This window comes from Agrobacterium sp. DSM 25558 (assembly GCF_900100825.1).
Classification (GTDB): Bacteria; Pseudomonadota; Alphaproteobacteria; order Rhizobiales; family Rhizobiaceae; genus Agrobacterium.
Genome location: NZ_FMUD01000021.1, coordinates 25,511 through 45,559, shown reverse-complemented (window position 1 = coordinate 45,559; position 20,049 = coordinate 25,511). Strand labels below are relative to the sequence as shown.

General features: G+C 57.5%; 19 protein-coding genes. 9 read left to right on the top strand and 10 right to left on the bottom strand.

The window, feature by feature from the left end; translation table 11 throughout:
- Positions 1 to 78 precede the first annotated feature (78 nt).
- Genes gltB through DSM25558_RS17595 form a run of 4 tightly spaced genes read left to right on the top strand, consistent with a single transcriptional unit; the run spans position 79 to position 7,011 of the window.
- Positions 79 to 4,818: a glutamate synthase large subunit gene (gene gltB, locus DSM25558_RS17610; RefSeq protein WP_077105992.1), complete on the top strand. Its 4,740-nt coding sequence runs from the start codon at positions 79 to 81 to the stop codon at positions 4,816 to 4,818.
- Between the two features lie 57 nt (positions 4,819 to 4,875).
- Positions 4,876 to 5,130: an antitoxin gene (locus tag DSM25558_RS17605; RefSeq protein WP_077105991.1), complete on the top strand. Its 255-nt coding sequence runs from the start codon at positions 4,876 to 4,878 to the stop codon at positions 5,128 to 5,130.
- A gap of 3 nt (positions 5,131 to 5,133) precedes the next feature.
- Positions 5,134 to 5,532 (top strand): type II toxin-antitoxin system VapC family toxin, encoded by a 399-nt coding sequence (locus DSM25558_RS17600; protein WP_077105990.1) that lies wholly within the window; start codon positions 5,134 to 5,136, stop codon positions 5,530 to 5,532.
- A gap of 21 nt (positions 5,533 to 5,553) precedes the next feature.
- Positions 5,554 to 7,011: a glutamate synthase subunit beta gene (locus DSM25558_RS17595; protein ID WP_077105989.1), complete on the top strand. Its 1,458-nt coding sequence runs from the start codon at positions 5,554 to 5,556 to the stop codon at positions 7,009 to 7,011.
- 67 nt (positions 7,012 to 7,078) lie between these two features.
- On the opposite strand, the gene DSM25558_RS17590 is transcribed toward DSM25558_RS17595, so the two are convergent.
- The gene (locus DSM25558_RS17590; protein ID WP_143240150.1) at positions 7,079 to 8,035 is read right to left on the bottom strand and encodes a GlxA family transcriptional regulator; all 957 of its coding nucleotides are present in this window, start codon (positions 8,033 to 8,035) and stop codon (positions 7,079 to 7,081) included.
- Between the two features lie 81 nt (positions 8,036 to 8,116).
- Between DSM25558_RS17590 and DSM25558_RS17585 the strand changes: the two genes are divergently transcribed.
- The gene (locus DSM25558_RS17585; protein ID WP_077105988.1) at positions 8,117 to 8,782 is read left to right on the top strand and encodes a DJ-1/PfpI family protein; all 666 of its coding nucleotides are present in this window, start codon (positions 8,117 to 8,119) and stop codon (positions 8,780 to 8,782) included.
- Positions 8,783 to 8,827: 45 nt separating this feature from the next.
- Here the strand turns inward: DSM25558_RS17585 and DSM25558_RS17580 are convergent, their stop codons facing one another.
- The 3 genes from DSM25558_RS17580 to DSM25558_RS17570 all read right to left on the bottom strand — a co-directional run bounded on the left by DSM25558_RS17580 (position 8,828) and on the right by DSM25558_RS17570 (position 12,095).
- Positions 8,828 to 9,451, bottom strand: a complete 624-nt coding sequence (locus DSM25558_RS17580; RefSeq protein WP_244554246.1) for a LysE family translocator — start codon at positions 9,449 to 9,451, stop codon at positions 8,828 to 8,830.
- Between the two features lie 122 nt (positions 9,452 to 9,573).
- Entirely contained in the window at positions 9,574 to 10,806 is a 1,233-nt protein-coding gene (locus DSM25558_RS17575) for a DUF459 domain-containing protein (RefSeq protein ID WP_077106032.1), read from the bottom strand.
- A 65-nt stretch (positions 10,807 to 10,871) separates the two neighbouring features.
- Complete coding sequence (locus DSM25558_RS17570) at positions 10,872 to 12,095, bottom strand: lytic murein transglycosylase (RefSeq protein ID WP_077106031.1); 1,224 nt, start codon at positions 12,093 to 12,095, stop codon at positions 10,872 to 10,874.
- 197 nt (positions 12,096 to 12,292) lie between these two features.
- Here DSM25558_RS17570 and galU point away from each other — a divergent pair, with 197 nt between their 5' ends.
- On the top strand, positions 12,293 to 13,180 hold the full coding sequence (gene galU / locus DSM25558_RS17565; RefSeq protein WP_077105986.1) for a UTP--glucose-1-phosphate uridylyltransferase GalU: 888 nt from the start codon (positions 12,293 to 12,295) through the stop codon (positions 13,178 to 13,180).
- Positions 13,181 to 13,415: 235 nt separating this feature from the next.
- Here galU and DSM25558_RS17560 read toward each other — a convergent pair whose 3' ends face one another.
- The gene (locus DSM25558_RS17560; protein WP_077105985.1) at positions 13,416 to 14,921 is read right to left on the bottom strand and encodes an outer membrane beta-barrel protein; all 1,506 of its coding nucleotides are present in this window, start codon (positions 14,919 to 14,921) and stop codon (positions 13,416 to 13,418) included.
- A gap of 272 nt (positions 14,922 to 15,193) precedes the next feature.
- Between DSM25558_RS17560 and DSM25558_RS17555 the strand changes: the two genes are divergently transcribed.
- Both DSM25558_RS17555 and DSM25558_RS17550 read left to right on the top strand, forming a co-directional pair.
- The gene (locus DSM25558_RS17555) at positions 15,194 to 15,658 is read left to right on the top strand and encodes a DUF3617 domain-containing protein (RefSeq protein ID WP_077105984.1); all 465 of its coding nucleotides are present in this window, start codon (positions 15,194 to 15,196) and stop codon (positions 15,656 to 15,658) included.
- A gap of 78 nt (positions 15,659 to 15,736) precedes the next feature.
- A complete protein-coding gene (locus DSM25558_RS17550; RefSeq protein ID WP_077105983.1) occupies positions 15,737 to 16,732 on the top strand; it encodes a KpsF/GutQ family sugar-phosphate isomerase in 996 nt (331 codons plus the stop codon).
- Between the two features lie 12 nt (positions 16,733 to 16,744).
- Here the strand turns inward: DSM25558_RS17550 and DSM25558_RS17545 are convergent, their stop codons facing one another.
- The 5 genes from DSM25558_RS17545 to DSM25558_RS17525 form a co-directional block, all read right to left on the bottom strand.
- Positions 16,745 to 17,371, bottom strand: a complete 627-nt coding sequence (locus tag DSM25558_RS17545) for a tetratricopeptide repeat protein (RefSeq protein WP_200800776.1) — start codon at positions 17,369 to 17,371, stop codon at positions 16,745 to 16,747.
- Between the two features lie 101 nt (positions 17,372 to 17,472).
- Entirely contained in the window at positions 17,473 to 17,598 is a 126-nt protein-coding gene (gene ykgO / locus DSM25558_RS17540; protein WP_007607121.1) for a type B 50S ribosomal protein L36, read from the bottom strand.
- Between the two features lie 127 nt (positions 17,599 to 17,725).
- Positions 17,726 to 18,835 carry a 5-(carboxyamino)imidazole ribonucleotide synthase gene (locus DSM25558_RS17535; RefSeq protein ID WP_077105982.1) on the bottom strand — a complete coding sequence of 370 codons (1,110 nt, stop codon included), beginning with the start codon at positions 18,833 to 18,835 and terminating at the stop codon, positions 17,726 to 17,728.
- Entirely contained in the window at positions 18,832 to 19,299 is a 468-nt protein-coding gene (gene purE, locus DSM25558_RS17530; RefSeq protein WP_045228442.1) for a 5-(carboxyamino)imidazole ribonucleotide mutase, read from the bottom strand. Before purE ends, DSM25558_RS17535 begins: the two co-directional genes overlap by 4 nt.
- A 46-nt stretch (positions 19,300 to 19,345) precedes the next feature.
- Positions 19,346 to 19,549: a YdcH family protein gene (locus DSM25558_RS17525; RefSeq protein ID WP_077105981.1), complete on the bottom strand. Its 204-nt coding sequence runs from the start codon at positions 19,547 to 19,549 to the stop codon at positions 19,346 to 19,348.
- A 234-nt stretch (positions 19,550 to 19,783) separates the two neighbouring features.
- On the opposite strand from DSM25558_RS17525, the gene DSM25558_RS17520 reads away from it, so the two are divergent.
- Positions 19,784 to 19,960 carry a YdcH family protein gene (locus DSM25558_RS17520; protein WP_077105980.1) on the top strand — a complete coding sequence of 59 codons (177 nt, stop codon included), beginning with the start codon at positions 19,784 to 19,786 and terminating at the stop codon, positions 19,958 to 19,960.
- The last annotated feature ends 89 nt before the right edge of the window (positions 19,961 to 20,049 follow it).

The window sequence follows — 20,049 nt, the reverse complement described above, 5'->3', positions numbered from 1 at the left end:
CATTATCCGGAAACGGTGAGGAGGTTGAGCATCCGCCTCTCTGCGTGAACCATGCAACCTGTTGCAGGAGGGACGAAAATGACGATCAAGCTGGAAGGCGAAAACGCCGCTGCTACCTTGACCAATGACTGTCCGACGAGCGCCCAGCCGAAGGCTGCCTTGCGCGCGACGATTGGTGGTCTGCCTCCAAAGCAGGGTCTTTATGATCCGCGCAACGAGCATGATGCCTGCGGCGTCGGCTTCGTCGCCCATATGAAGGGCCAGAAGTCGCACCAGATCGTCAAGGATGGTCTGTTCATTCTCGAAAACCTGACCCACCGTGGTGCCGTCGGTGCCGACCCATTGATGGGCGATGGTGCCGGCATTCTGGTGCAGATCCCCGACAAGTTCTTCCGCGAGGAAATGGCGCTTCAGGGCGTGACGCTGCCGAAGGCTGGCGAATACGCCGTTGGCCACATCTTCATGTCGCGCGATGCCGCCCAAATCGAGCACTACAAGAAGGTCATCATCGACGTCGTCGCCGACGCCGGTCAGCAGTTCCTCGGCTTCCGTGATGTGCCTGTCGATAACTCCTCTCTGTCGGAAGCGCCCGAAATTGCCGCCACCGAGCCGCACCATGTGCAGGTCTTCATCGGTGCCGGTCGTGATGCCGCCATCAATGCCGATTTCGAGCGTCAGCTGTTCCTGATCCGCAAGGTCATTTCCAACACCATTTACGATGCGGGCGGCGGCAAGGAAGCGCAGGATTTCTATCCTGTTTCGCTGTCCTCCTCGACCATCGTCTATAAGGGCATGTTCCTGGCCTATCAGGTCGGTGCCTACTATAAGGACCTGGCCGATCCGCGTTTCGAAAGCGCAGTCGCGCTCGTCCACCAGCGCTTCTCGACCAACACCTTCCCGTCGTGGAAGCTGGCGCACCCATACCGCATGGTCGCCCATAACGGCGAAATCAACACGCTGCGCGGCAACGTCAACTGGATGGCCGCGCGTCAGGCTTCCGTTGCTTCGCCACTGTTTGGCGAAGACATCTCCAAGCTCTGGCCGATTTCCTATGAGGGACAGTCGGACACCGCCTGCTTTGACAATGCGCTCGAATTCCTTGTGCGCGGCGGTTACTCCATGGCGCATGCCGTGATGATGCTGATCCCCGAGGCATGGGCTGGCAACCAATCCATGTCGCCGGAACGCAAGGCATTCTACGAATATCACGCTGCGCTGATGGAGCCATGGGATGGCCCTGCCGCCGTTGCCTTTACCGATGGCAAGCAGATCGGCGCGACGCTGGACCGTAACGGTCTGCGCCCGGCCCGTTACCTCGTGACCGATGATGACCGCATCATCATGGCATCCGAAGCTGGCACATTGCCGGTGCCGGAAGAGCGCATCATCAAGAAGTGGCGTTTGCAGCCCGGCAAGATGCTGCTGATCGATATGGAAAAGGGTGCGATCATTTCCGATGAGGATGTGAAGCACGAGCTTGCCGCCAAGCATCCCTACCGGACATGGCTGGACCGCACGCAGTTGATCCTCGAAGACCTGAAGCCCGTCGAGCCGCGCGCGCTGCGTCGCGACGTATCGCTGCTCGACCGTCAGCAGGCCTTTGGTTACACCAGCGAAGACACCAAGCTTCTGATGTCGCCTATGGCCACGACAGGTCAGGAAGCCATCGGCTCTATGGGTACCGACACGCCGATTTCGGCGATGTCGTCCAAGTCGAAGTCGCTTTACACCTATTTCAAGCAGAACTTCGCGCAGGTCACCAACCCGCCGATCGACCCGATCCGCGAAGAGCTGGTGATGAGCCTTGTCTCCTTCATCGGCCCGCGCCCGAACATTCTCGACCATGAGGGTGCAGCCCGCGCGAAGCGTCTGGAAGTTCGCCAGCCGATCCTGACCAATGGCGATCTGGAAAAGATCCGCTCCATCGGTCACACCGAGGACCGTTTTGATACCAAGACGCTGGACTTCACCTACGCCGTGGAGCGTGGTGCCGAAGGCATGCCTGAGATGCTGGACCGTCTGTGTGAGCGTGCGGAATCCGCTGTTCGCGGCGGCTACAACATCATCGTTCTCTCCGACCGTCAGTTGGGGCCAGACCGCATTGCCATTCCTGCGTTGCTGGCAACCGCTGCCGTGCACCACCACCTCATCCGCAAGGGTTTGCGCACCTCGGTTGGCCTTGTCGTTGAAACCGGCGAGCCGCGCGAAGTGCACCATTTCTGCCTGCTGGCAGGGTATGGTGCCGAAGCCATCAACCCCTATCTCGCCTTCGATACGCTTTTGGACATGCACAAGCATAATGCGTTTCCGAAGGAAGTGTCGGATGATGAAGTCGTCTATCGCTACATCAAGGCCGTCGGTAAGGGCATTCTCAAGGTCATGTCCAAGATGGGCATTTCCACCTACCAGTCCTATTGCGGCGCGCAGATTTTCGACGCCATCGGCCTGTCTTCGGAGTTTATCGAGCAATATTTCTTTGGCACAGCCACGCAAATTGAAGGCGTTGGCCTGACGGAAATTGCCGAGGAAACCGTGTCGCGTCACACAGACGCGTTCGGCAAGGACCCGATACTCGCCAGTACGCTGGATATCGGTGGCGAATATGCTTATCGCATGCGCGGCGAAAACCATGCCTGGAGCCCGGATGCGGTTGCGACCTTGCAGCATGCCGTGCGCGGCAACAGCCAGGAGCGGTATCGCGAATTCGCGGAGATGGTGAACGACACCAACCTGCGTATGAACACCATTCGCGGTCTGTTCAAGGTCAAGGGCGCGGAAGCGCTGGGCCGCACGCCGATCTCTGTCGACGAGGTCGAGCCTGCCGTCGATATCGTCAAGCGTTTCTCCACCGGTGCCATGTCCTTCGGCTCCATCAGCCGTGAGGCGCACACCACGCTCGCTATTGCCATGAACCGCATCGGTGGCAAGTCGAACACGGGTGAGGGCGGCGAAGAATCCGACCGTTATCTGCCGCTTCTCAACGGCAAGCCGAACCCAGAACGCTCCGCCATCAAGCAGATCGCCTCCGGTCGTTTCGGTGTGACGACAGAATATCTCGTCAATGCCGATATGTTGCAGATCAAGGTCGCGCAGGGTGCCAAGCCCGGCGAAGGTGGTCAGTTGCCGGGCCACAAGGTGGATGCGACGGTTGCCAAGACGCGTCACTCGACGCCGGGCGTCGGCCTCATTTCGCCACCGCCACACCATGACATCTACTCCATCGAAGATCTGGCGCAGCTGATCTACGACCTGAAGAACGTCAACCCGGAAGCCGATGTGTCCGTCAAGCTCGTCTCCGAAGTCGGCGTCGGCACGGTTGCGGCGGGCGTTGCCAAGGCGCGTGCGGACCACATCACCGTTTCCGGTTTTGACGGTGGCACAGGTGCGTCTCCGCTGACGTCGCTCAAGCACGCCGGTTCCCCATGGGAAATCGGCCTTGCCGAGACACAGCAGACGCTGGTTATGAACGGCCTTCGGTCGCGCATCGCCTTGCAGGTGGATGGCGGCTTGAAGACGGGTCGTGATGTCATCATCGGCGCTCTCTTGGGAGCCGATGAATTCGGCTTTGCGACGGCTCCGCTGATCGCGGCTGGTTGCATCATGATGCGTAAGTGCCACTTGAACACCTGCCCGGTAGGCGTTGCCACGCAGGACCCGGTTCTGCGCAAGCGTTTCAAGGGCGCACCGGAACACGTCATCAACTACTTCTTCTTCGTCGCCGAAGAAGTCCGCGAAATTCTTGCCTCGCTGGGCGTGACCAGGCTGGATGAGATCATCGGCGCTTCCGAACTGCTCGAAAAGGATGAGATGCTGGCGCACTGGAAGGCCAAGGGTCTCGACTTCAGCCGCATCTTCCACAAGGTCGATGCACCGAAGGAAGCAACCTACTGGACCGAACGCCAGAAGCACCCGATCGATGACGTTCTCGATCGCAAGCTGATCGAGAAGTCGATGCCGTCTCTCGAAAACCGCGAGCCCGTGGTTTTCGAAGTGCCGATCAAGAACGTCGACCGCTCTGCCGGTGCGATGCTCTCAGGTGCGCTTGCCAAGCGTTGGGGCCACAAGGGCCTGAAGGACGACACCATCCACGTGTTGCTGCGCGGCACGGCGGGTCAATCCTTCGGCGCGTTCCTCGCCCGCGGCATCACCTTCGATCTGGTGGGTGATGGCAACGACTATGTTGGCAAGGGTCTGTCGGGTGGCCGCATCATCGTGCGTCCGCCGGAAAATGCCCGCATCGTCGCGGAAAACTCGATCATCGTCGGCAACACGGTTCTTTACGGTGCGATCACCGGCGAGTGCTATTTCCGTGGTGTGGCGGGTGAACGTTTCGCCGTCCGTAACTCCGGTGCCATCGCCGTTGTCGAAGGCGTGGGTGACCATGGCTGCGAATATATGACGGGCGGTATTGTTGTTGTCTTGGGTGAAACCGGCCGCAACTTCGCAGCCGGCATGTCCGGCGGCGTGGCCTATGTGTTGGATGAGCAGGGCGATTTCGCCAAGCGTTGCAACATGGCCATGGTCGAGCTGGAGCCGGTGCCGGAAGAAGACGACATGCTGGAAAAGCTGCACCACCACGGTGGCGACCTCATGCACAAGGGACGTGTGGACGTTTCCGAAGACATGACACGCCACGACGAGGAGCGCCTCTACCAGATGATCTCCAACCACTTCCACTACACCAACTCCAACCGCGCCAAGGACATCCTCGACCGCTGGAGCGAGTTCCGCCCCAAATTCCGCAAGGTCATGCCGGTCGAATACCGCCGTGCGCTTGAGGACATGGAACGGATGAAGCTGGGTGTTGCGGCGGAGTAAGTTGGGTTTTGACAAATCTTGTGATATGCTTTGTCATATCACGGGATGGAGGCGGTCATGAATGTCGTCAAGATTGCGCAGGTCTTCAACAATGGGAGAAGCCGGGCCATTCGAATTCCAAAGGAATTCGAGTTCGAAGCGGATCAGGTCGAGGTGCGTATGACGGAGAATGGCGATCTGCTGGTGCATCCGGTGAAGAAGAAATCGTTGCTGGCGCTTCTGGCTTCTTTGGAACCACTGTCTGACGAAGATCGCATGCCGGAGATCGAGGATTATCCTCCTGAACCGGTCGATCTGGGTGAGAGCGAATAGTAAGTGCGGTACTTGCTCGATACCAATATCGTCTCTGACATGATGAATAATCCGCAGGGGAAGGTCTTCCAGCGTGTGGCTGAGATCGGCGAAGATGGTGTTTTTACGAGCATCATCGTTGCGAGCGAAGTTCGGTTCGGGATCGAAAAACGTCAGTCTAAAAAACTGGCAAACCGCTTTGCAGATGTTTTCGGCGTGCTTGGCGTTGAAAAATATGATGTGCGAGCGGACGAACATTACGCGGTCATCCGCTCGAGGCTGGAAGAGATGGGTACTCCAATCGGTCAGATGGATATGCTGATCGCTGCGCACGCTCTGGCTTTGGATGCCGTGGTCGTGACGGATAATGAGAGAGAATTTTCCCGCGTGCCGGGATTGAGAGTTGAAAATTGGCTGCGATAGCGCCGCAGAAGGAACTGAAGCATGGGCAAGGTTACAGGTTTTCTGGAGATCGACCGTCAGGTTGGCAAGTATCAGCCGGCATCGGATCGTATTCGCCATTTCCGGGAATTCACCATTCCCATGTCGGACCCGGAAGTGCAGAAGCAGGCGGCGCGTTGCATGGACTGTGGCATTCCCTATTGCCACGGCCCGACCGGCTGCCCGGTTCATAACCAGATCCCCGATTGGAACGATCTGGTCTATAACAACAACTGGGAGGAGGCGATCCGCAACCTTCATTCCACCAACAACTTTCCGGAGTTCACCGGTCGTGTCTGTCCCGCACCTTGCGAGGAAGCCTGCACGCTGAACCTCGAAGATGCGCCCGTCGCGATCAAGACGGTCGAGCAGGCGATTGCTGATAAGGCCTACGAGCTTGGTTTCATCGTGCCGAAGCCCGCGACGGTTCACACCGGCAAAAAGGTTGCCATCATTGGCTCCGGCCCGTCCGGTCTGGCGGCTGCGCAACAGTTGGGTCGTGCAGGTCACGATGTGCATGTCTATGAGCGTGAATCCAAGGCGGGCGGTCTGCTCCGTTACGGTATTCCTGACTTCAAGATGGAAAAGAACTTCATTGATCGCCGCGTCGAGCAGATCAAGGGCGAGGGTGTGACGTTCCATTACGGCGTTAATGTCGGCGTCGATGTGACCGTTGAAACGCTTACGGCGGATCACGATGCGGTTCTGTATTGCGGTGGCTCCGAGACCCCGCGTCCTGCCGGTATCGGCGGCACGGAGTTCCACGGCGTTCACGATGCCATGCCGTATCTCGTCCAACAGAACCGCCGCGTCGGTCGCGAAAGCATCGACAGTATCGGCTGGCCATCCGATCCCATTCTGGCTGGCGGAAAGCATGTCGTGGTTGTCGGCGGTGGTGATACCGCATCGGACTGCGTCGGCACGGCCTTCCGTCAGGGCGCGGTGAAGGTCACCCAGCTCGACATTCGCCCGATGCCGCCGGAGAAGGAAGATAAGCTCGCCGTCTGGCCCTATTGGGCGACCAAGATGCGCACCTCTTCGTCGCAGGCCGAAGGCGCGGCGCGCGAGTTCCAAGTGGCGACATTGGAGTTTGTCGGCGATGAAGACGGCGTGCTGACAGGCGTAAAGTGCTGCCAGGTGGATGATGCGCGCAAGCCGATTGCCGGCACGGAATTCATTATCAAGGCCGATCTCGCCTTCATCGCCATCGGCTTTTCCGGCCCGTTTACAGACAGCGTCCTGAAGGAACTCGACGGCAAGCTGACGCTCAACACCGACCGCCGCGGCTCCACCAACGTCGTTGCCAACGACAAGGACTACAAGACTTCGGTCGACAAGCTCTGGGTCGCTGGCGACGTGCGCCGTGGCCAATCGCTGGTCGTTTGGGCCATCCGTGAAGGTCGTCAGGCCGCACGTGCGATCGATGAGGCGCTGATGGGCGAGACGCTTCTGCCGCGTTGAGCGACTGTGATTAAAGAAAAAGCCTCTGAAGGTTTACCCTTCGGAGGCTTTTTTATTGGTGAAGACGCTATGCCAGAAAACGTTCACGGTAGGCCCGGGGACTGACGGCAAAGCGGCGCTGGAATGCGCGGCGCATTGTTTCTTCCGCTCCGAAACCGCACCGCCTCGCGGTGGTGTTCACCTGCGTACCCTGTTCGAGCAGGCGTCGCGCCGTTTCAAGGCGCAATTCTTCGATAGCCTGTGCAGGTGTCGACCCTGTGGACAGTCGATAGTGGCGCGAAAAGCTGCGCACGCTCATGGCACACTGGTCTGCCAGATCGGCGAGGGTTAGTGGTTTTTGCAGGTTTTCCATGATCCATGCATGCAAATGTGCGAAACGCCCGGAATTGTCCTGCAAAGTAAGAGCCGCGCTGAATTGCGATTGGCCGCCCGGACGCTTGAGAAAAACCACCAGTTGGCGGGCAACGGAAAGTGCGGCTTCGTAACCGAGATCGGCCTCGACGAATGCCAGAGCAAGGTCTATTCCCGCCGTAACACCTGCTGATGTCCAGATATCGCCATCGCGAATAAAAATCGGGTCCGGCTCCAGCCGAACAAGGGGGAACTTTTCTTTAAATTCCCGGCATCGATGCCAGTGAGTTACGGCCCGTTTTCCATCCAGAAGCCCTGCTGTTGCTAGCAGAAAAGCGCCACTACAAACAGAAGCCGTCCGCCGGGCGGTTGCCGCACGGTCTTTGACCCACGCCAGCAATGTTTCGTCCTCGCACGCCTCATATACGCCCCAACCGCCTGGAACGATAAGGGTGTCCATTGTCGGTGGCATGTCTTTGAGTGGCTGCACGTTGATGCTCAGTCCCGAAGAGGTCGTGACCTCCTCTACCTTGCCTACAACCACTGCGTCATAGGCGGGTGCAGCACCAATGGCACGCAGTTGATCATTGGCCGAGGCAAATACCTGCAATGGTCCGGCAACATCAAGCAGTTGCACTTGGGGATAACTCAGGATTTCGATACGACGCAACATTTGGCTGAAACCGTGGGGTTAATGGCAATAAGGCCAAATGTTGATCTGTTATTCTATGCGCAGTCAAGCAGGAGAGTTACAATGACAGTGCGCTTCGGATTTCTGGTGTTCCCTAACGTGCAGCAGTTGGACCTGACAGGTCCCTATGAGGTTTTTGCGTCAGCCAAAGGCACGCAAGTCGATCTGGTCTGGAAAAGCCGCGACCCCGTGATGTCCGTCACCGGATTGGGGTTTACCCCCACAACGACGTTCGATGAATGCCCGCAATTCGATGTGCTTTGCGTGCCGGGCGGTGGTGGCATCAATGCGCTTTTGACGGACGAGGTGGTCCTGAAATTCATCCGAACACAGGCAAAGGGTGCGCGTTACATCACGTCCGTCTGCACTGGATCACTGGTTCTTGGCGCTGCCGGGCTTCTCAAGGGCAAAAACGCCGCCACGCACTGGAATGCGATGGATTTCCTCACACGGTTTGGTGCGACACCAGTGCACGAACGAGTCGTGCGGGACGGCAATATTATCACAGCTGGCGGGGTGACATCCGGTATCGATTTTGGCCTGAGCGTGATTGCTGAACTGTTCGGACAGCGTGAAGCAGAGGTGGTTCAACTGTCCCTCGAATATGCGCCAGCACCGCCCTTCCATGCCGGAACGCCGAAGCAGGCCGCACCAGAGATCGTGACTGAGGCGAGAAACCGCATCGAGCGGTCAAGGGTGGAACGGGAGAAGATACTGGCCACGTTGTGACATGTCGAAAACAGCAACGGACTTCGTTGTCGTCTCCGTGATGTTTTAACCGCGTGTCGGTTCTCTACGTCCGGCTTGCAGAAGCCGGATGCCTGCGAGCGCGAAGAAAGCACCGAGCGTAGCCTGAATGACGCGTCGCGATTTAGAATAGAGCCTGACCATGATCGGCGTTGAAAACGCAATCGCGTAGAGCAGATGAATGATCACCGACAAGATCGATGTTCCAATGACAATGACCAAGCCGACCCAGTTAGGTGCGTTGTCTGCCAGCCCGAGCGAAATGATTGCGACCCAAGTCAGGGCTGCTTTTGGGTTTGTCATTTGAACGGTGACGCCTCGTAACCAATACCCACAGAGCGTGCGTCTGCCCCCTGACAGTTCTTTGGCTTCAACATCATGTTTTGACGACGCTGATTTGAAAGCCTTATACGCGAGCCATAGGAGATAGAGACCCCCGCCAATTTTTATGGCAATCAAAGCCATCGCATAGGTCGAGAGCAATGCGGACAACCCTGCGACCGCTAGAGCGGCCCAGCAAAATGAGCCGGTGGCTATTCCAAGTGCAAGTGCCATGGCGGGAGTTCGACCGACGCTCATAGATGTGCCAATGACAGCCAGCACGTTTGGTCCGGGACTAGCGATCCCGAGTAGGAAGGCGGAGTACGCCATCAATATTCCGGGTAGATAAATTGGCAGGTCGCCCATTTCAGTCTCTTTCTGAAAGATTTCGATGGGTCGACACTATAAGATTTTTCATTTTCGATGCTTCGGCCTCGACCGAACGATCTCTACTACTTCGCCGCCGTCTCCGCTGGTGCTGGCATGCGGTAATCATCCACGCGGCCTAGCGGGGCGTCGTCCATCAGGCCGGGTTTGGTGAGTTTTTCGCGCGGAGATTCCGTGACGGAGAGTTTGGGGGGCGTTTTTCCTCCTAGAAGGATGTCGCCGCCGTCGAGGTCGGGGTCGGTCAAGCTGATGGGTTGGGTGCGGACTTGCTGGGCGTCGATGCCGAGTGCGGGGAGCGAGGTGAGGGCGGGCAGGTTGCTGCCGTCGAGTTTCATCAGGTCTGGGCCTGCCCCATCCAGGTGGCGGCGCACGAATTTTTCGACGTAGAAGGCGAGTTTCTGCTTGCCCGCCTGGGTCATGCCGATGCCGTCGGCTTCACGCAGGCGTGCCTGCTGGCCGTTGACGTCATAGCCTGTTGTTACGAACTTGCCGGCTTCATCGACGAAACCATCCCAGACATCCACGAACTCGCCGCCAGCCTTTTCGATATGGTTGCGATAGAGGCGGTTGAAGCTGACGAAATCAGCCGTGAGGGATGGCGATTGGAACGCGGGGAGACCGACCCAGAGAACTGGCACCTGCTGGCGCTTGGCAAGGGCAATCAATGCATCGATGCGCCGCTCATATTCCTTGAGCCAGAGATCGGTGCCGTATTTTTCTTTCACATCGCCGATCGCCATCTGCTGGCGGTCGTTGGAGCCCATCATGATGACGATTGTGGCCGGGCTGGTTTCCTTGATGAACTGCGGGAGATTGGAAAACCAGTCGTAATAATCCGTGCGCACCAGACCGGATGAGCCGTTGGAGCGGACATCCACCGTGATGGCGGGGGAGCTTTCGAAAGTGGAAACCAGCGCTTCACCCATGCCGCCTGCCAGAAAATCGCCGATGACAAGAACGCGGCGGGCGTTTTCAAGCTTGGCAACAGGGCCGGGCTTTTCCGTCCGCATCTGTACTACCGATGGCGTTTTGCGGGGTGCAGGTGGGCGGGTCACGGCGCGGTTGTCGCGCTGCGGTGGTGGACGCCGCATTCTTTGTTGTTGGCCGCGTTCCGGTTCGTACATGCGGTCATCGCGCCGGATGGGGCTGCCAAACATCATTTCGAACAGGGTGCGACGCTCACGCATTTCCTGTGCGTGCGAATCTTGAGAAACGACCGGCAGGCAGATGACCAGCGCAAGAAACACGGCACCACTGCGCCGTGTTTTGCTCCATTTAGTGCCTTTGCGTTGTGTCACCACGGCGTGAACCTCCCGGACGGTTCTTTATTTTTTTCTAATTCTGGTGCCGTTGGCAAAGTCTGTCAATTGCGCAGGGCGCGGAGCAGCATGCGCGATGGTTCGCCATCGTTTTCCATGCCCATGCGGCGCTGAATGGCGCTGATCGCAGCCTTGGAGCCAGAGCCGAAATTGCCGTCCACTTCGCCGTCATAATAGCCGAGTTCTTTCATGCGCGTCTGCAATTCGAACTTTTCTTTTACATCCAGCGTGTTGTCCGGGCGCGGCCAGCGTTGCTGCATACCACCAGTTCCGGCAATTTCATCGGCCAGCAGACCCACGGCCAGTGCGTAGCTGTCGGAGGCGTTGTATTTTTTGATGGTGAAGAAGTTTTTCGTCATCAGGAAGCCGGGGCCGTTGCCACCGCCTTGCATCTTCAGCATGGCCCGGTCAGCACCGCGTGGAAAACCCTTGCCGTTGGGGCGAGCGAAGCCGAGCTTCTGCCATTCAGCCATGCTCTTTGTCTGGCCTTCATAGCGAGCGCCACCGGTTGGTACGGCGGTCTCATAACCCCAGGTCCGGCCGGGTTCCCAGCCGTTTTTGGCCAGAAGATTGGCGGCGGTTGCCAAAGCATCGGGAATGGAGTGCCAGATGTCGCGCTTGCCGTTGCCATCAGCATCGACAGCGTAAAGCAAGTAGCTGGTGGGGATGAACTGGGTATGACCCATCGCGCCAGCCCAGGAGCCGGTCAACTGCTTCGGTGTCACATCGCCATTTTGCAGAATCTTCAGTGCCGCGATCAGCTGCGTGCGTGCAAATTTGCCGCGCTTGGGGTCGGAATAGGCAAGGGTCGCCAGGGCCTGCGGAATATTGTGCAGGCGTTCCGGCTTTTCCAGAACTGCGCCGTAATTGGACTCCATCGACCAGATGGCGAGGATGATGTGCTTGTCCACTTTGAAGTTGCGCTCGATCCAGTTGAGGGTCGTGGCGTGCTTCATCTTCATTTCACGGCCGATGCGGACCGTATAGGGGTTCACGCGGCTATCGACGTAATCCCAGATCTTCGTCGTGAATTCTGGCTGGAAGGTCGCCTTGCGCAGGGCATCCGGGTCCGGCTCGTCAACGCCTGCAAAAGCCTTCTGATAGGTCGATTTGCTGATGCCTTCTTTGGCGGCAGTGGTATAGAACTGGTTGATCCATTGTCTGAAGCCTGCGTCGGCGTTCGCTGTTGCAGGCGCAAGGGCAATTGCAATGCCCGCAAGTGCCATGCAGCCATATTTACGGACGGTGGAAAGGATCAGCTTTTTCATCGGCAGTCTTTCGTTTCTCTCGAATGTCATTTCGATAGCGAGATACGCATCGGGCTCATCGATGTAATACCAACTCAAAGTCAACAAATTCTTTACCATTAACCAAAGGTATCGTCACCCTTTACAAAAGTTTGCCACTTTTTAAATAACAAAGTCGTGTGCAATTAATGCTCCAGTGAATCTCTGAGGAGGGATGTGTGGTAGAACAGAAAAAAATTCGGAAAGCGGTTTTCCCAGTCGCGGGTCTTGGAACGCGTTTCCTGCCTGCAACCAAAGCGGTTCCGAAGGAAATGCTGACCGTTGTCGACAAGCCTGTCATCCAATATGTGGTGGATGAGGCCGCCGAAGCCGGTATCGAGCATTTCGTGTTCGTTACGGGCCGTGGAAAAGGCGTTATCGAAGATTATTTCGATATCCAGTTCGAACTCGAGCAGATGCTGCGCGAGCGCAACAAGAATGCCGAATTGACGCTTCTGTCGAACATTCTGCCAAAAGCAGGTACGGCAAGCTTCACACGCCAGCAGGTTCCGCTCGGTCTTGGCCACGCGGTCTGGTGTGCACGCGATATCGTCGGTGACGAGCCTTTCGCCGTGTTGTTGCCTGATATGATCATGCACTCTCAGAAAAGCTGCCTCAAGGGCATGGTCGATCTCTATGACCAGACCGGCGGCAACGTCATCGCCGTTCAGGAATGTGAGCCGGACCAGGCGCACAAATACGGCATCGTCGGCGTTGGCGAAACCGTAGGTGAAGGCTTCAAGATCACTGAAATGGTGGAAAAGCCTGCCAAGGGAACTGCACCGTCGAATTACTATATCAACGGTCGCTACATCCTTCAGCCTGAGATTTTCAACATTCTGGAAAATCAGGAACGGGGTGCCGGCAACGAAATTCAGTTGACTGATGGCATGCTGTCGCTTGCCAAGAGCCAGGAGTTCGCCGGTTATCGCTTTGATGGCGAAACCTTCGACTGCGGTGCCAAGGATGGCTTCATCCTCGCCAACCTGGCGTTCGCTCTGGAACGTGCGGATATTCGGCCATCCATCGAAGAGCCGTTGAAGAAGCTGGTCAGCCGACTGAAGTAAGGCTGTTTGCTTGCTGCAAGCCATCAAGTGACAAGAAACCCGGCCGTCGCGCCGGGTTTTTTCGTTTCAGCGCCACTCTCTATTGATCCGCAGCGATCGCGTCCTCACCCTGAGGTCCTCCGGAGGAGCCTCGAAGGGCGAGGATGCAGGCCGGGAATGAGGATTAAAATGATGCTTCGAGGCTTTGTCTTGCAGACAAAACGCCTCAGCATGAGGGACAGCATGCCGATCACCGTTACCGCTTTAAAACCAGCCCGGCTCCGATCCGCCATGTGCGGTTGTCGGTAACCGGCGTTACCTCGTAAGCGATGTCGGTGGTCAGATCGAGATAGCGGTTGATGCTCCAGGTCAGCCCGGCACCGGCGACATATTCCGTTTCGTCGTTGAGGCTGGAGGTGAGGTAGGAGCGGCGTTCTATGCCCGCCGTCAGGCGTGCTACGAGATCGCTGCGCAGTTGCTGTGTCAGACCCGTGGTGAACTGCCGGGAAATCCAGCCGCCGCGTGATCCGCCAGCGAAATCTTCGATCGTCGTGCGAAGTCCGAAGCTGACATCCGTGCCACGCTGCGGCGACCAGACGATGTTGCCATCAACGTTCAAAGCATCGATAGCGGACAGTCTGCTGTCGTCGTAGCCCTTGCGCAGATAGCCGACAGCAGCTTCACCCTTCAGCTTTTCACCTAGATCGATCTGCGCACCGACCTTTGCCCCGTAGGATTGGGACGAGCGTTCATAGCCGGTGGTATCCCGGCTCTGGTCATAATTTGTCAGGCCCGCCGTGACTTCCAGGAATGGAATGAGGGCAGGGGAAAGCTCGTATCCCACACGGCCTCTGATATCCGCGCCATAACGGTCACGGTCAGCGAGGCTGATGGCCTGGCCGTTGACGCCTTTTGCGTCGGTATAAACGGTGCGCGAGAGGTCAAGTGCTGCGAGTGCCTTCAATATCCCGACATTGCGCTCAACCGATGCGCCGGCCGTGAATATATGTTCGCCACCCTGGACGGATGCACCTGATACGGCGTTGGGATCGTTGGTGTCTTCACGGCTGAAAGCGTATCCGGCGGTCAGGTTGGCCTGCGTTCCATCACCCAGATCAAGGCGAAGGTCTGCGGCGATATTGGCGCTCGGCTCTTCGCCTGCGCTGCTGCCACCGAGATTGCGCTGGTAGGCACCATCGCCGGTTACCGTCAGTGCGTGGCGGGACCAATCACTGGTCAGCGTACCGCGAATACCGGTCGTCAGATAATTTCGGCTGGTCGAACCACCAGGAAAGGTCTTGCTTTCGTGGTTCAACGTCTGGCTGATCGATGGGCGCAGGGTGAGTGTGCCGATGCGGATGCCTGGCGGCGTGCCATCGTCTATCGTTGCATTCTCTCCGCCATCGACGGTCGTCTCGAAGGTATTTTCGCGCGTATCGACCGGCTCGATCGCTTCGTCGCTATCTTCGGGGATTGCTTCGCCCGGATTGGACAGCGGCCGAGTACTGCCTGTCGTAACCGTGTCGGTCGCGACGGGGGCTTTCGGTTGCCGGCTGGCACTATCCGGATCGATAACTGAAAGGTCGTTCTGACCGAGGAAGGGGTCGGCGCTGGTCAGGGTTCTGGCGGTCGGAGTTGCCTGCGTTTGGGTTGTCGACTGGGCGAAACCAAGCGTTGCCGGGCACAGCACGGTACAAGCCAGCAGCATCAGGGCTGCTTTCCGCCACGTCGGCAGACGTCTTGCGGTGCTGTGAAAAACCATGCTTGTTTCTATCCGGTTCTGACCAAATGAATGCCGAGAGCAAGTCTGCCATTGTCCGCATATGCCAGCTTTTACAAGCCATAAGCATATGTTTTTCTTCGCAGATTTTGCGTACCGGCAGTGCCGTAATGAAAAGGCAGTTTGCCCGCACCGGGTTATTTTATGGTTAACGTTCTGTAAAAAGGCGTCGGAGACGCCTGTGCTCTTCAATGGATACGCTGCCTCGTCTATAGGAGCGCTGGACGAGTTACGACAACCAAGGAAATGCGAAATTGAACAGGCTTTTGCGATACGCCGCTTATGTCGTGGGTTTGGCAGTGCTGCCATCAATTGCGACCGCTGATTCAGAGCCGCCACCTCGCAAGGCCGGACTGTGGGTGGTAACCTCTAAGGACAACCCGTTTGCAAACTGGTCGGCCTGCGTAGGGGACAGCAATGACAACGTCATCGACAGTGATATTTGGGACAATTTTGCCAAGGAGTGCCAAGTCGCGCATACGGAGACGACCGCAGACGGCCAGACAGTCTTTGCCTATTGCGAGTCTGCTTCGACCGGCAAGGTGAAGCTTCTCGTGGAGTTTTCGGGCGATTTTCAGAAAGACTATCGCGTTCAGTCGACGACCGTTTTCACCGGTAAAACGGGTCAGGAGGAGGGGCAGACCTTTACGATCGATGCGCATTACGCAGGCGCGTGCCCTGTTGATCTGCCTGTCGGCAAGAAGAAGATGGCACGCTGAAAGAGTTCTTAATTTATTGGCGACGTCGCCGCGCGTGGCCAATAGACACGGTTTATCGAAAAGAGTATCAGTCCGAGCATGATTACGAGAGCTGTCACACTGGTTGAAAACCATGCCGTTGAGTCCGCGTTGCGGACCGTTTCCATTGAGAAAAACGGCCTGGCTACTTTGGAACAGGCGCTTCTGGGCGACCTTGGCGATGGTTTCTGCAAGGCCATCGATGCCATCGGCAACTCCGATGGACGTCTCATCATCACCGGTGTCGGTAAAAGTGGTCATATCGGCTCAAAGCTCGCAGCCACTTTCGCATCAACGGGAACGCCCGCTTTTTTCGTCCATGCGGCGGAAGCCAATCACGGCGACCTTGGCATGATCGGCGGCAATGATGTGGTGCTGGCCATTTCCAAAGGTGGCGAGAGTGTCGAGCTTCGCAGCATCATCAATTACACCAGACGCTTTTCCATTCCATTGATCGCGATGACCTGCACGCAGCAGGGCTCGCTAGCAAAATCCTCCGATATCGTGTTGTTGATACCCGATGAGCAGGAAGCCTGCCCGCATGGCCTGGCACCGACGACATCGACCATGATGCAACTGGCGCTGGGCGATGCGCTGGCCATTGCTCTTCTGGAAGCGCGCAGTTTCACGGCGGGTGATTTCCGTGTGTTTCACCCCGGTGGAAAACTCGGTGCCAGCCTCGCGCTGGTCGGCGACATCATGCATACGGGCGAGCGCCTGCCGCTGGTTTCCAAGGGTACGCCCATGCCGGAAGCAGTTGGCGTTCTGGCGCGCAAGCATTTCGGCTGCGTGGCTGTTCTGGATGAGGATGGCCGCCTCTGCGGCATCGTCACCGAGGGCGACATGGCGCGTAATCTGACGCGCAATCTCTCGGAACTCTCTGTCGATGAGATCATGACGGTAAAGCCGAAAACCGTGACCAAGAGCGTTTTGGCAACAGCCGCACTGGCGACGCTGGAAAAGCATCATATCGGCGCGCTGATCGTAGTAGATGAAGACAACCGCCCCATCGGCCTCGTGCACTTCCACGACCTGCTGCGCATCGGCGTGGCGTAAGTCGGAACTGGTTTAGCTGCGCGTACCCGCAAGCTTCTCCGCAAGGTCGCCAGCTTCTTTCTGGGCGTCCTTGTCGGCGGGGTAGACCGCCAGATAGCGTTCCCACACTTTCAGCGCCAGTTCGTTGCGCTCCGTGCTTTCGAGAATATTGGCGAGACTGGCGAGTGCAGGGAAATAGCGCGGCTCTTTTTCCAGTGTCTGGTTCAGGTCCGACATCGCCTTGCGAGTGTCTCCATCGGCAAAATGCACCAGAGCACGACGGTACCATGCTTCCGCATAGTCAGGCTCCAGCAGAATGGCCTGGTCGAGGAAGTCGTAGGCTGCGGCCTTGCGCTTCTCGTCGGCTGCTTCTTCCGCCCATTTCATCAAAAGGTTGATGGTCGCGCTGCCGGAATCCGTCCACGCGCCGACGATCTCGTTGGCGATGACGCGAGCCTTTTGGGCATCACGTTCTTTTTTCAGGCTGGAAAACAGGTTGCCAACGGAATCGCTTTGCGGATTGTCAGGCGCTACAGCTGCTTGCGCTGGCTTTTCCGAATCGGCTGCATGGGCAGCGGAAACGTGAAAGGCGGGAAGGGCGCTGAGGGCAGCGGTTCCGAGGCAGGCAATGAGAAACGTATGAAAACAAAATTGGCGCATACGAATACGATAATCCGCCTGCGCCAATTATGAAATCAAATTCTGTAGTCTATCAACAATGTGATCCGCCTCGACCGGGCGGACACGCATGCAACCGGTAATCAGCCCTGACGAGCTTTGAAACGCGGGTTCATCTTGTTGATGATGTAGACGCGGCCCTTGCGGCGAACCAGACGGTTATCGCGGTGACGGGCCTTAAGCGCTTTGAGCGAGTTCTTGATCTTCATTTTTCTGGTCCGCAGTTTGGCGTGACGCTTCTTGCCACGCATATATAAACAATCAAAAACGCGCTACGAGGGCGCGCTTTTTTCGGTTGGCAGGCAAATACCTTGTCAGTCCCAGCCTGTCAACACGCTAAGCCATATTTTGCCGGGAAAGACTTGGTTTTCCGGGGTTCATCAGCTCCGTCACATGGCCCATCTTGCGGCCCGTGCGCGCTTCCGTCTTGCCGTAGAGATGCACGAGGCAGTCTTTTTTGGCCAGCCATTGCGCCACGTCGTTGATGTCGCCGCCGATGAGATTGGTCATCACGCAGTCGGAATGGCGCTGCGTGGAGCCGGGGGCAAGCCCTGCGACGGCGCGAATATGCTGCTCGAATTGCGAGACGACGCAAGCCGCTTCCGTCCAGTGGCCGGTGTTGTGCACGCGCGGTGCCATTTCATTGGCCACCAGCGATCCATCCGGCAGCACGAAGAATTCGATGCCGACGACGCCGACATAATCGAGCGCGCTGAGCAGCTTCTCCGCCGATTCTACGGCAACAACCTTGGCGGTGTCGGAAAGCAGTGCTGGAACGGTCGAAGTGTGCAGGATGCCACCGAGGTGCACATTCTCTGCCGGGTCATAGCAGGTAACCGTGCCGTCCTGAAAGCGTGCGGCGATGATCGACACTTCGCGTTCGAACGGAACGAAGCTTTCCAAGATGAGCGCCACGCCGCCCAGCGCGTCGAAGGCACCGGTCAGGTCTTCGCCACCTTTGAACACGCGCTGGCCCTTGCCGTCATAGCCCATGCGGCGGGTCTTCAGGACACCCTTGCCACTGAAATCGGACAGGGCCGCCTCAAGACTCGCCTGGTCATCAACCTGCCGGAAGTAGGCTGTGGGAATGCCGCAATCATTCAGGAAACGTTTTTCCGTCAACCGGTCCTGCGAGGCACTGAGCGCCTGCGCCGGTGGATAGACGGGAACGGAAGCAGCCAGTGTTTGCGCGGCAACCACCGGAACGTTTTCGAATTCGTAGGTGACGACATCGCAGACGCTTGCCAGTTCGGCCAGCGCCTTTTCGTCATCGTAAGCGGCGACGATCTGGCGGTTGCAGACTTGTGCTGCCGGACAGTCTGCCTGCGGCTCCAGCACGATGGTGCGGAAGTTGAGACGGGCAGCCGCCATGGCCAGCATACGGGCAAGCTGACCGCCACCGATAATGCCGATCGTTCCAGATTTCCCAATCCTTCCCGATGTCATTGCGGGGTGTCCATGGGATATTCGGCAATGGCTGCCGTCTGGCGGGCGCGGTATTCGTCCAGCCTGTCCGCGAGGTCTTCGTCGGATAGTGCGAGCACGGCTGCGGCAAGCAAAGCGGCGTTGATGGCACCGGCACGGCCGATGGCGAGTGTGCCGACCGGGATGCCTGCGGGCATCTGCACGATGGAATAGAGACTATCCTGCCCCGACATGGTCTTCGACTGCACGGGAACGCCGAAAACCGGAAGCGGCGTCAGCGCAGCCGTCATGCCGGGTAAGTGGGCCGCACCACCGGCACCGGCGATAATGACCTTGAAGCCTTCGTCACGCGCGCCGCTGGCGAAACTGAACATGCGCTCCGGTGTGCGGTGGGCGGAAATGATGCGCGCTTCATATTCCACATCCAGCGCATCCAGCGTGTCGGCTGCGTTTTTCATGGTTTCCCAGTCGGACTGGCTTCCCATGATGATGGCGACGGGCGGTGTCTCTGTGCTCAACGGTCTCTCCGTATCAGGCAATGATATCAGGAATAATCTGGTCTTCGATCTGAGTCATCTTGTCCTTGATGACCAGCTTTTTCTTCTTCATCCGCTGAATGCGCAATGCCTCGCAATTGGTCTGGATCATCGCATTGATCGCGACATCGTAGTCTTCATGCTCCTGCCGCAGCCTTGCGAGTGCAAGCCTGACATCAGCGTGGTCCTGATCGGGCATCTGTTTATCCCCATATGATACAACCGGACCGCCATCCGGCCATTTTGTTGTCGCTCTTGGTGCCTGTACCATCAAATGACGGTAACGGGAAGTTTCCCTAATGCGCATTTTGCCTAGATATTGCCTTGATTCTGCCTTCGACAAGCTGGGCGTTCCATGTCACATTGGTGTCGTAAACCTGAAACTCCAGCGATGGAGCGCTGGAGGTAGGTTCAACAAGGAAGGACGTGCCGCATGACCATTCAGGCTCATATAGCATCGCTGGAAAAGAAACACGGTGCTCTTGAGGAGGAGCTCGAAACCGTTCTCGCTTCCCCCTCTTCGGATGATAAGCAGATTGTGGATCTTAAACGCAAAAAACTGCGCCTGAAGGACGAAATGCAGAGGCTGCAAGCCTCCACCACGCATTGATCAAACCATATCTTTGTTGCCTGACGTCAGTATAGTTTACGTCGCAGCCTGAAAGCCCGGCTCTGATTGCTCTCGCGATCAGGGCCTTT